Origin of the sequence: Egicoccus sp. AB-alg2 (assembly GCF_041821065.1) — a bacterium.
GTDB lineage: Bacteria > Actinomycetota > Nitriliruptoria > Nitriliruptorales > Nitriliruptoraceae > Egicoccus.
Genome location: NZ_JBGUAX010000020.1, coordinates 18,960 through 30,833 on the forward strand (window position 1 = coordinate 18,960; position 11,874 = coordinate 30,833).

Here is an 11,874-nt window from a genome sequence, read left to right on the forward strand (position 1 = left end):
GTTCGGGACATCGGTCCCCACCCGTCAGCTCGCACCACACATTGCACATTGTTCTGCGACCCACCCGGTCGCCCCTGGTCGCCACTCCAGGCGTCGAGGGAAATGAAGTAGGGGAGGACGTCGGCACATGCTGGACGTGAACCACTTCGATTCGCTTCGGATCTCGCTGGCGGAGGCGCCGCAGATCCGCATGTGGTCCAACGGCGAGGTCAAGAAGCCGGAGACCATCAACTACCGCACGCTCAAGCCGGAGAAGGACGGGCTCTTCTGCGAGAAGATCTTCGGTCCCACCCGGGACTGGGAGTGCTACTGCGGCAAGTACAAGCGCGTGCGCTTCAAGGGCATCATCTGCGAGCGCTGCGGCGTCGAGGTGACCCGCGCCAAGGTGCGTCGTGAGCGCATGGGCCACATCGAGCTCGCCGCGCCCGTGACCCACATCTGGTACCTCAAGGGCGTGCCCTCGCGCCTGGGCTACCTGCTCGACATGAGCCCGAAGGACCTGGAGAAGGTCATCTACTTCGCGGCCTACGTCATCACCTCCGTCGACGAGGACAAGCGCCACGACGCGCTGCCCGAGCTCGAGGAGGAGCTGCGTCTCGAGAAGCAGGAGATCGAGAAGCAGCTCGAGGTCGACCGCCAGGAGCTGCTCGCGCAGCTCGAGGCGACCCTGGCCGAGCTCGAGGCCGAGGGCGCCAAGGCCGACGTGGTCAAGAAGGAACGCAAGGAGATCGAGAAGCAGCTCAAGACGGTCTCCGTGCGCGCGACCAACGAGCTCGAGCACCTCGACAAGGTGCTGGACACCTTCAAGAAGCTCTCGATCAAGCAGCTCATCCAGGAAGAGCTGATCTACCGCGACATGCGCGACCGGTTCGGTGACTACTTCACCGGCGGCATGGGCGCCGAGGCCGTGCGTGCGCTGCTCGACAACCTCGACCTCGACGCCGAGTCGACCGAGCTGCGCGGCATCATCGCCGAGGGCAAGGGCCAGAAGAAGCAGCGTGCCACCAAGCGCCTGAAGGTCGTCGAGGCCCTGCGCAAGACCAACAACAAGCCCGGCGCGATGGTGCTCGAGGCGATCCCGGTCATTCCGCCGGACCTGCGCCCCATGGTGCAGCTCGACGGTGGCCGGTTCGCGACCAGCGACCTCAACGACCTGTACCGCCGCGTCATCAACCGCAACAACCGGCTCAAGCGTCTGCTGGATCTCGGCGCCCCCGAGATCATCGTGAACAACGAGAAGCGGATGCTGCAGGAGGCCGTCGACGCGCTGTTCGACAACGGCCGTCGCGGGCGTCCGGTGACCGGCCCGGGCAACCGGCCGCTGAAGTCGCTGTCGGACATGCTGAAGGGCAAGCAGGGCCGGTTCCGCCAGAACCTGCTCGGCAAGCGCGTCGACTACTCCGGCCGGTCCGTGATCGTGGTCGGTCCGCAGCTGCGCATGCACCAGTGCGGCCTGCCCAAGCAGATGGCGCTCGAGCTGTTCAAGCCGTTCGTCATGAAGCGCCTCGTCGACCTCAACTACGCGCAGAACATCAAGAGCGCGAAGCGGATGGTCGAGCGGCAGCGTGCCCAGGTCTGGGACGTCCTCGAAGAGGTCATCCAGGACCACCCGGTGCTGCTGAACCGTGCGCCGACCCTGCACCGTCTGGGCATCCAGGCGTTCATGCCGACCCTGGTCGAGGGCAAGGCCATCCAGCTGCACCCGCTGGTGTGCACCGCCTTCAACGCCGACTTCGACGGCGACCAGATGGCGGTCCACCTGCCGCTGTCGGCCGAGGCACAGGCCGAGGCCCGCATCCTGATGCTGGCCCCGCACAACATCCTGTCGCCGGCGACCGGGCGTCCGATCGCCTCGCCGACCCAGGACATGGTGCTGGGCATCTACTGGCTGACCTACACCGAGGTCGACACCTCCGCGGAGCGTGACCTCACCGGGCTGCCGGTGTTCACCTCGATGGGCGAGGTCGAGCGTGCGCTCGACGACAAGCTCATCCACGTGCAGGACGCGATCGTGCTGCGCGTGCGGGGCAAGGAGCTCGCGCCCGCCGACCGTCCCGCGGCCTACCGCGAGGACGACGAGGCCTGGGCCGAGCTGCGTGACTCCGGCGCGCCGGTGCGGATCGTGACGACCGCCGGTCGGGCGATCTTCAACGAGGCGCTGCCGGCCGACTACCCGTTCGTCAACGAGACGGTCACCAAGGGCCGCGCCGGCGACATCATCAACCAGTGCACGGACCAGTTCCCGCGCTGGCAGGTCGTCGAGGTGCTCGACGCCATGAAGGACCTCGGTTACAAGAACGCCACCAAGGCGGGCGTGACCGTGGCCATCGCCGACGTGGAGACGCCCGAGCTGAAGGCGCAGGTGCTGTCCGAGTCCGAGGACCGCGCCGCCAAGATCGAGAAGCAGTTCGCCCGCGGTGTCATCACCGACAACGAGCGGCGCCAGGAACTGATCGAGATCTGGACCGAGGCCACCAGCCGGGTCGCGGACGCCATGGAGCAGAACTTCAAGGCGACCAACCCGTTCTTCATGATGGCCAACTCCGGTGCCCGAGGGAACATGACCCAGTTGCGGCAGATCGCCGCCATGCGTGGGCTCGTGGCCAACCCGAAGGGTGAGATCATCCCGCGGCCGATCAAGTCGAACTTCCGCGAGGGCCTGTCCGTGCTGGAGTACTTCATCTCCACGCACGGTGCCCGCAAGGGTCTGGCCGACACCGCGCTGCGTACCGCCGACTCCGGCTACCTCACCCGCCGGCTGGTCGACGTGTCGCAGGACCTCATCGTCCGCGAGGAGGACTGTGGCACCGACCGGGGCGTGGAGATCGTCGTCGGCGAGCACGACTCGCAGTCGCTCTACGGCCGGGTGCTGGCCCGCGACGTGGCCATGCCGGGCACCGACGAGGTGCTGATGCCGGCCGGGTCGCTGGTCGTCGACACGGGCGTGCGGCGCCTGCGTGCGGCGCTGGTGAAGGGGATCCACCCCGACACCGGCGAGGAGCTCGCAACGCCGGCGACCGACGAGGACCGGGTCGTGCGGGTCCGCTCCGTGCTGACCTGCGAGACCGAAATCGGCGTCTGCCGGGGCTGCTACGGCGAGCTGCTCGCCAACGGCGCCATGGTGGACATGGGCGAGGCGGTCGGCATCGTCGCCGCCCAGTCGATCGGTGAGCCGGGTACCCAGCTGACCATGCGGACCTTCCACACCGGTGGTGTGGCCTCGGCCGACGACATCACGCAGGGTCTGCCGCGTGTCGTCGAGCTGTTCGAGGCCCGCTCGCCGCGAGGCAAGGCCGAGATCGCCCGCATCGCCGGCAAGGTGGAGATCGAGGAGACCGACCGCGGTCGCGTGCTGCGCATCCACGGCTCGCGTGACCAGGTCGACGAGCACGAGCTGCCGCGCGGTGCGCGTCTGTTCCGCTCGGACGACGGCTCGATCGAGGTCGCCGACGGCGTCCAGGTCGAGGTCGGCCAGCAGCTGACCGGCGGCGCCATCGACCCGCACGAGCTGCTCGAGGTCCTCGGTGTCCGCACCGCCCAGCTGCACCTCGTCAAGGAGGTCCAGGACGTCTACCGCTCGCAGGGTGTGCCGATCCACGACAAGCACGTCGAGCTGATCGTCCGCCAGATGTTCCGCCGCGTGAACGTGGTGGACGCGGGTGACACGACGTTCCTGCCGGGCGACAACATCGACCGGGTGAAGTTCAAGAAGGAGAACGACCGCGTGCTCGCCGAGGGCGGGCAGCCGGCGGCCGGCCGTCAGATGCTCATGGGCATCACGAAGGCGTCGCTGGCCACGGACTCGTGGCTGTCGGCGGCCTCCTTCCAGGAGACCACCCGCGTGCTCACCGAGGCCGCTCTCGAGTCCGCGTCGGACCCGCTGGTCGGGCTCAAGGAGAACGTCATCATCGGCAAGCTCATCCCCGCCGGGACGGGCCTGTCGGACTACCGCGCCATCGAGGTGGGCCACACCGAGATGCCGGAGCAGGCGCTGCCCGCCGACATCGCGGAGTTCCTCGCGTCGACCGAGTCCTACGAGGGCGACGGTTCGTGGGGCTTCGATGGCGGCTGGGGGTTCGAGGACTTCCCGGGCGACGCCGGCCAGCAGTAGCACCACCGCACGACACGACAGAGGGGCGCCCTTCGGGGCGCCCCTCTCGTGCTCCTTCCCGCCCGGCGCCGCGCCGGCTCGTGCTCAACGGCGGGCGGCGCGCAGCTTGCGGCGCAGCAGGGCCGACTCCACTGCGCCGGCCTCCAGCGCCAGGTCGACCACCGCCGCGAGCGCGTCCAAGGCGTCGAACGGGCCGGCCTCGACGTCGGCCACCACCCCGTCGAGCAACTGCAGGCCGAGGAAGCCGCCGGCCACCCCGCGGGCCAGGTGACCCGCGTCGATCACGCCCTCCAGCGGGCTGCCGGCGAGCAACCGGCGGATCGTCGTCTCGACCGGCGTGGCCAGCAGGTCGAAGTTCTCGCGCAGGACCTCCGCCAGCGCCGGACGCCCCCGCGCCCCGGCGAGCAGTTGCACGACGACCGCGAGGTTGCCGGCGGCGACCTCCTCGCGGTGCAGTTCCCGGGCCGTCTCGGCCAGCGCCGTGAAGCTCCTCACCTCGCCCAGCCGCTCGCGGTAGACCGCGGCGCGCCGACGACTGACGTCCCGCGCCGCCTCGGCCAGCAGCTCGTCGACCGACCCGTAGTGGTAGAAGACCAACGCCTGGTTGACCGCGGCGCGGGTCGCGATGGTGCGAGCCGAGACCCCCGCGATGCCGTCCGCGGCCAGCGCCTCGCGTGCCGCGACGAGCAGCCGGTCCCGTGTCGCGCTCACCACCTCGTCTCCGATCCGTCCGGCCCGGCGAGCGCGCTGCTGCCGCGACGTCCGTCGCGCGCTGATGTACCCGAGCGCTTGAGCGACTGCCCAAATTAGCGTACGCTCGGGGTTGAGCGACTGCTCAAAACCTGGCCGAAGGAGGCGACGATGGCTCGCGTCGTGCTGGCGGGAGGAAGCGGGTACCTGGGGCGGCATCTCGCCCAGCGGCTGCGCGAGCGCGGGGACGAGGTCGTCGTGCTCACGCGTGGGACGTCCGGTCACCGGGGCGGCGTGCGGTTCGAGCACTGGGACGGGCGCACGGTGGGGTCGTGGGCCGCGGTGCTCGACGGTGCGGACGCGTTGGTCAACCTCGCGGGCCGCCGGGTGGACGTACGCCCGACGCGCGCCAACGTCGACGACCTGCGGGACTCGCGGGTGAACGCGGTGCGTGCGCTCGGGCAGGCGGCGGCCGGCCTCGACGAGCCCCCGGCCGTGTGGGTGCAGGTCGCGACGATGGCGGTCTACGGCGAGGGGGGCGAGATCGTCTGTGACGAGTCCGTGCCGCCGCCGCCCGACGGCCCGCGCCAGATGGTCGGCGTGGCGACGGCCTGGGAAGCGGCATTCGCCGACGCGGTTCGCGACAGGAACGGGCGGGACGTCCTCTTGCGGTGCGGCGTCGTGATCGGGCCGGGTGACCCGGCCACCGCGCACCTGGCCTGGCTGGCGAGGCTGGGCGTCGGCGGCCGCATCGGCAGCGGCCGGCAGTGGGTGTCCTGGATCGCGCTGGACGACCTGCTGAGCGTCGTGGTGCGCGCCATGGACGAGCCCGCAATGGCAGGGACCTACCACGTCACCTCGCCGCAGCCCGTCCGGAACGCCGCGCTGATGGCCGGCGTCCGTCGGGTGGTCGGGCGCCGCTGGGGCCTGCCCATCCCGGCGTTCGGCGTGCATGTCGGGACGTGGCTGCTCGGGAGCGACGCCGCCCTGCCGTTGACCGGCCGTCGTGGGCATCCGGGCCGGCTGCTGGACGAGCGCTACCGCTTCACCACCCCCGACCTCGACGCCGCGCTCGCCACGGCGCTGGCGTCATGACCTGGGCCGCCCACGGCCATCCTTCGGAGGAACCGGCGTTCAGTCGTCGGCGAGACGCAGCGCCTCGGCGTCGATCTCACCGTCGATCAGCCGGGACAGCGCCACCTGACGCTGGGTCGTGATCGCCTGCCGGCCGCCGACGATGGCGCCCTCGGAAACCTGGTCGCGCAGCAATTCGACGTGGCTGGCCCGCAGCTCCGGCTCGATCGGGATCAGCAGTCCGCCGAGGTGGGCGGCCAGCGAGATCGCGGGGATCGTGTGCTCCGGGTGCTCGGTCGAGGCGATGATCGCCGGCAGGGGGCGGGGCAGTGGCACGCCGGGGAAGGTGGCGAGTTCGGCAGCGGCCTCCGCCGCGTCGCTCGCCGTGACGCGGCGCACGGTGACCCCCTCGACGGCCAGGTCGAGCACGAGGTCCATCCCGGCCGCCTCCCGGTCCGCGACCACGATCACCTCGCGGATCTCCGGATGCGCCCGCAGCAGACGCAGCGCCGGGCCAGCGTCGTCGGACTCGGTCACGAAGGTCAGCGGTGCGTCCAACGCGACCGCGGCGGTGGCGGCCACGGCGGCGACCGGCGTGCCGCGTGACGGCGCGTCGATCGGCGCGACGAAGAGGCGGCGCGGCGGCTCCGTCCGCTCGCGCAGCACCTCGACGACGCGGTCCTCGACGTCCTCGACGGAGCGCAACTCGTCCACTTCCACGGCCCACGCGCCACGCAGCGTGGCGAGGCAGGCCGAGGGGACCGCTCCCACGGCGACCGCCGTCCCGGCCACGGCCAGCACCCGATCGAGCGCGCGACCGTCGGGCCCCACGGTGCAGTCGTCGTCGACGAGGAGGTAGGGCGCCGACAGGTGGCCGGCCAGGGTCGCGGCCGCGACGCGGTGCTCGAGGTCGGCGTCGTAGGGCGCGATCACGGTGGTCAGCGCCGACCGTGGCGTGGGGTGCGTCGCGAACGCGACCGACGCCGCCGTGCTGCGTCCGTCGTTGCCGCTCGCCCGCGGCAGGCGAGGATGCAGGTGCACCAGGCCGTCGAGATCCCCGTCGCTGACCTCCTGGCAGGCCGCGGCCCGAGGGCTCATGATGCGACAGGTGTTGTCGTCATCGAACTCCGGGTGCCAGCAGTCCTCGCCCTCGTCACAGAGGTGATCCAGCCCGGCGATGTGCCCGAGTTCGTGCCGGACGACGCGAGCGAGCTGCTCGGGGCGCAGCCGGTCGCACAGCCCGAGGTCGACCTCACCGATGTGACGGGCGACCAGGCCGTCGCGCACGACCGCCTCCCCGGGCCACAGGTGCGCCCGTGCCAGGTACCGGCCACCGCACGAGCGGCGGTCCATGAAGATGCGGTTGACGTTGTCGCGCCGCCGCTCGTCGATCCCGGCGTCGACGACGCGGGTGATCGTTGCCCCGAACCGTGACCCCGGCGTGTCGTTCCACACCTCGACGGCCTCGAGGAGCTCCTGCTCGCCGAAGCGCTCCACGACCTCGCGTTCGACGACGAACTCCAGGGGGACCGTCGCGCTCGGCAGGACCCACAGACCGACCGAGCCGTCGGCCGCCACGAACGGGAACGTCGCGAACCGCGCGTCGCGGGCCGGCGGCGGCGGGGTCCACCGCTCGGCCGAGGCATAGGAGGCGACGGGCTCGCGCGGCCCGCCGGCGAGCGGGGTCGCCACCACGAAGGCGAGGTGCGCCAGGGCGAAGCCCAGCACCAAGGTGGCCGACAGCAGGCGGCGTGACCGCGACCGACGGTCGCGGCGGTGCGGCTCGAGCGGCAAGGGAGCGGACATGCGACCGGCAGGCTACGAAGCGGCGGGCACGGCGGAGGGCCGCGCCGGTGGCGCGGCCCTCCGCGAGGCTGCTTCGGGCGTCAGCCGCCCGGGAGTCCGTCAGCCCTCGGCGCCGGCGTCGTCGCCCATGGTGTCGTCGCCCATGGTGTCGTCGCCCATGCCGTCGTCGGTCATGCCGTCATCCAGGAGCGGGTCCTCCTGGGCGGGGTCCAGGCCCTCGCCGTCCTCGACCTGGCACGCGACGGCGCCGAACGCCAAGGCAGAGGCGCTGGCAGCGATGGTCAGCTTGTGCATCAGGGTGCGCTTCATCGGTTGGTCTCTCCTGTGGGGATGAGGTCGCTGAAGTTGGCGTCCGAACATGGAACACGAACCCCGTTACCGTCGACCCCGGCGTTCCGGCCGGGTTCTGCGGCGAAGGGCGGGTGGCCGGGCGGCCGTTTCTGGTGCAGGAGCCGGGAACTCCGGGCATTTCGCCGCATGCTGGCACCCGGGGCCTGGCCCGCGCTAGCGTCACCGCCGGCGTCCGGGCGCGGCAGCGGCTGCGACCGGGGCGCCGCCCCGTGAGCCGGGGCAGACGGCGCGTGGGTTGACACCCCGCGCGCACGGCCGGTACCGTCGTGGCCTCGCCGGGAGGTCTCATCCCGGCGTGCGTCCGGGCGCTGTTCGCGCCGCCTCCGCTGGAACGCGCGAGAACGTGCTGCCCCGGACCGAGTCACCACGAGCGGAACGCCCGGCCCCGTGGGCCGGACCGTCCGCCACGGCGACGGCGCACGAACCTGGCCCGCGAACGCCTCAGGCGTCTCGGTGCGGCCGACCCGCACGGGCGTCACGCCACCACCGATCCATCCCCGAACGACGACCGCGGCGAGCGTTCGCGCCCGCCACCCGGTGCGCCGCGCGCGAGCGACCGCGCCCGGCCACGGAACGGAGAACCCCAGGCATGCCCACCATTCAGCAGCTGGTGCGCAAGGGCCGCACGTCCAAGGCGAAGAAGAACAAGACGCTGGCGCTCAAGGGATCGCCGCAGCGTCGTGGCGTCTGCACGCGCGTCTACACCACCACCCCGAAGAAGCCGAACTCGGCGCTGCGCAAGGTCTGCCGTGTGCGCCTGACCTCGGGCATCGAGGTCACGGCCTACATCCCGGGCGAAGGGCACAACCTGCAGGAGCACTCGATGGTGCTCGTGCGTGGCGGTCGTGTGAAGGACCTGCCGGGTGTCCGTTACAAGGTCATCCGCGGCACGCTCGATGCCGCGCCGGTGCGCGACCGCAAGCAGTCGCGTTCCCGCTACGGCGTGAAGAAGGAGGGCTGACATGCCGCGCAAGGGTTCCCCCGGGCGTCGCAAGCTCACGCCGGACCCCAAGTACGGGTCCGTCCTGGTCACCCAGCTGATCAACCGCGTGATGCGCGACGGCAAGCGCTCGGTCGCCGAGCGCATCGTCTACGACGCGCTCGCGAACATCGGCAACCGCACCCAGGGCGGCGACCCGATCTCCGTGCTCAAGCGGGCGATCGAGAACGTCAAGCCCCAGCTCGAGGTCAAGTCCCGCCGCGTCGGTGGCGCCACCTACCAGGTGCCGATCGAGGTGCGTCCCGCCCGTTCCACGACGCTGGCCCTGCGCTGGGTCGTCGGCTACGCCCGCATCCGCCGCGAGCACTCGATGTCCGAGCGCCTCGCGGGCGAACTCCTCGACGCCTCCAACGGGATCGGCGCGGCCGTGAAGCGGCGCGAGGACACCCACAAGATGGCCGAGGCCAACCGCGCCTTCGCCCACTACCGGTGGTGAGCCTGACGGCTCACCGCGTCCCGAGCAGGGGACGACACCGCTGGTGAAGCGACGCGGGCCGACGGCAGGCCCGTCACCAGGCCCGCCCGGCACACCAGACCAGACGCGCAAGAAGACACCGCACGCGTAACCGCCGTCCCTCGGGGCCACCCGGGGGACGGCGTCCCACGAGACGCAGCGACCCCCACGAGATCAGGAAGCGACGACGATGGCCGTCAAGCGCACCGTGAAGCTGGAGCAGCTTCGCAACATCGGCATCATGGCCCACATCGATGCCGGCAAGACCACCACGACCGAGCGCATCCTCTTCTACACCGGCAAGTCCTACAAGATCGGTGAGGTGCACGACGGCGCCGCCACCATGGACTGGATGGTGCAGGAGCAGGAGCGCGGCATCACCATCACGTCGGCCGCCACCACCTGCAAGTGGGGCGACACGACGATCAACATCATCGACACGCCCGGCCACGTGGACTTCACCGTCGAGGTGGAGCGCTCCCTGCGTGTGCTCGACGGTGCCGTGACCGTCTTCGACGGTGTCGCGGGCGTCGAGCCGCAGTCCGAGACCGTGTGGCGGCAGGCCGACAAGTACGGTGTTCCGCGCATCTGCTTCGTGAACAAGCTCGACCGCACCGGTGCGTCCTTCGAGTTCTCGTTCAACTCGATCCGTGAGCGACTGACCCCCGACGCCGTCCGCGCGCAGCTGCCGATCGGCCTCGAGGACCAGCTCGAGGGTGTCGTGGACCTCGTGGAGATGCGCGGCATCGTCTGGAAGGGCGACGACCTCGGCGCCTCCTTCGAGCACATCGAGGTGCCGGCCGAGCTCAAGGACGAGGCCGAGACCTACCGTGCCGAGCTCATGGAGAAGGTCGCGGAGACCGACGAGGAGCTCCTCGAGGCCTACCTCGACAACGGCGAGCTGACCGTCGAGCAGCTCAAGGCCGGGCTGCGCAAGGCCACCATCGCCAACCAGATCGTGCCGGTGTTCTGCGGCTCGGCGTTCAAGAACAAGGGCGTGCAGACCCTGCTCGACGCCGTCGTGGACTACCTGCCCTCGCCGCTGGACGTGCCCGCCATCCGCGGTACCGACCCGAAGACCGGCGAGGAGATCACCCGGATCCCGGGCGACGACCAGCCGTTCGCGGCCCTGGCCTTCAAGGTCATGACCGACCCCTACGTCGGCACGCTGACCTTCGCCCGGGTGTACTCCGGCACGCTCCAGGCCGGCTCGCACGTCGTCAACGTCACCAAGGGCTCCAAGCAGCGCGTCGGCCGCATCCTGCAGATGCACGCCAACCACCGCGAGGAGAACGCCGCCTGCATGACCGGTGACATCGTCGCGCTGGTGGGTCTGAAGGACACCACCACCGGTGACACGATCACCACGCAGGAGTCGCAGGTCCTGCTCGAGTCGATGGAGTTCCCCGACCCGGTCATCGAGATCGCGGTCGAGCCCAAGACCAAGACCGACCAGGAGAAGCTCTCCACGGCGCTGCAGAAGCTCGCCGAGGAGGACCCGACCTTCCGCGTCAAGACCGACGAGGAGACCGGGCAGACCCTGATCGGCGGTATGGGTGAGCTCCACCTGGAGATCATCGTCGACCGACTGCTGCGCGAGTTCAAGGTCGAGGCCAACGTCGGTCGCCCGCAGGTCGCCTACCGCGAGGCCGTGAAGAAGAAGGTCGAGAAGGTCGACCTCAAGTACGCACGCCAGACCGGTGGTCGCGGCCAGTACGGCCACGTCGTCATCGACGTCGAGCCCCTGAGCCCGGAGCTCAAGGAGCAGCTCGGCCTCGACGAGGACGACCACTACTTCTTCGAGAACAAGACCGTCGGTGGTTCCATCCCCAAGGAGTACGTCCCCTCGGTGGACGCGGGCATCAAGGAGGCCATGGGCTCCGGCATCCTCGCCGGCTACCCGCTGGTCGACGTCAAGGTGACCCTCGTCGACGGCAGCTACCACGACGTCGACTCCTCGGAGATGGCCTTCAAGATCGCCGGTTCCATGGCGATCAAGGAAGCCGCCCGCAAGGCCGGCATCCAGCTGCTCGAGCCGGTCATGGACGTCGAGGTGACCACCCCCGACGACTTCATGGGCGACGTCATGGGTGACCTGTCGGGCCGACGCGGCCTGATCCAGGGTTCCCAGCCGCGTGGGCACGCCACCGTCGTCAACGCACGCGTCCCGCTGTCGGAGATGTTCGGCTACGCGACCGACGTGCGTTCGATGACCCAGGGCCGCGCCAGCTACACCATGCAGTTCGGCGCCTACGAGCCCGCTCCCGCCAGCATCCAGGAGGAGATCGTCGCGAAGACCCGCGGCGAGTGACCTCCCCCAGCACCCACTGACCGACCCCACGAACACCGCCGCCAAGCCGGCAACGACATCACCGAGGAGGGCCTCAC

8 protein-coding genes are annotated in these 11,874 nt (G+C 70.5%); 5 read left to right on the forward strand and 3 right to left on the reverse strand.

The features are described from left to right. Positions 1-127: 127 nt before the first annotated feature. Entirely contained in the window at positions 128-4,111 is a 3,984-nt protein-coding gene (locus ACERM0_RS22570) for a DNA-directed RNA polymerase subunit beta' (protein ID WP_373680854.1), read from the forward strand. Positions 4,112-4,195: 84 nt separating this feature from the next. Here ACERM0_RS22570 and ACERM0_RS22575 read toward each other — a convergent pair whose 3' ends face one another. Continuing rightward, the gene (locus ACERM0_RS22575; RefSeq protein ID WP_373680855.1) at positions 4,196-4,822 is read right to left on the reverse strand and encodes a TetR/AcrR family transcriptional regulator; all 627 of its coding nucleotides are present in this window, start codon (positions 4,820-4,822) and stop codon (positions 4,196-4,198) included. A 150-nt stretch (positions 4,823-4,972) separates the two neighbouring features. Here ACERM0_RS22575 and ACERM0_RS22580 point away from each other — a divergent pair, with 150 nt between their 5' ends. Continuing rightward, entirely contained in the window at positions 4,973-5,896 is a 924-nt protein-coding gene (locus tag ACERM0_RS22580) for an epimerase (RefSeq protein ID WP_373680856.1), read from the forward strand. Positions 5,897-5,935: 39 nt separating this feature from the next. On the opposite strand, the gene ACERM0_RS22585 is transcribed toward ACERM0_RS22580, so the two are convergent. Both ACERM0_RS22585 and ACERM0_RS22590 read right to left on the reverse strand, forming a co-directional pair. After that, the gene (locus ACERM0_RS22585) at positions 5,936-7,681 is read right to left on the reverse strand and encodes a hypothetical protein (RefSeq protein ID WP_373680857.1); all 1,746 of its coding nucleotides are present in this window, start codon (positions 7,679-7,681) and stop codon (positions 5,936-5,938) included. 99 nt (positions 7,682-7,780) lie between these two features. Further along, positions 7,781-7,990 carry a hypothetical protein gene (locus tag ACERM0_RS22590; protein WP_373680858.1) on the reverse strand — a complete coding sequence of 70 codons (210 nt, stop codon included), beginning with the start codon at positions 7,988-7,990 and terminating at the stop codon, positions 7,781-7,783. A gap of 631 nt (positions 7,991-8,621) precedes the next feature. Between ACERM0_RS22590 and rpsL the strand changes: the two genes are divergently transcribed. The 3 genes from rpsL to fusA all read left to right on the forward strand — a co-directional run bounded on the left by rpsL (position 8,622) and on the right by fusA (position 11,797). Further along, positions 8,622-8,993, forward strand: a complete 372-nt coding sequence (gene rpsL / locus ACERM0_RS22595; RefSeq protein ID WP_130648553.1) for a 30S ribosomal protein S12 — start codon at positions 8,622-8,624, stop codon at positions 8,991-8,993. A gap of 1 nt (position 8,994) precedes the next feature. Continuing rightward, the gene (rpsG, locus tag ACERM0_RS22600) at positions 8,995-9,468 is read left to right on the forward strand and encodes a 30S ribosomal protein S7 (protein ID WP_373680859.1); all 474 of its coding nucleotides are present in this window, start codon (positions 8,995-8,997) and stop codon (positions 9,466-9,468) included. Between the two features lie 208 nt (positions 9,469-9,676). Further along, positions 9,677-11,797 (forward strand): elongation factor G, encoded by a 2,121-nt coding sequence (gene fusA / locus ACERM0_RS22605; protein ID WP_373680860.1) that lies wholly within the window; start codon positions 9,677-9,679, stop codon positions 11,795-11,797. The last annotated feature ends 77 nt before the right edge of the window (positions 11,798-11,874 follow it).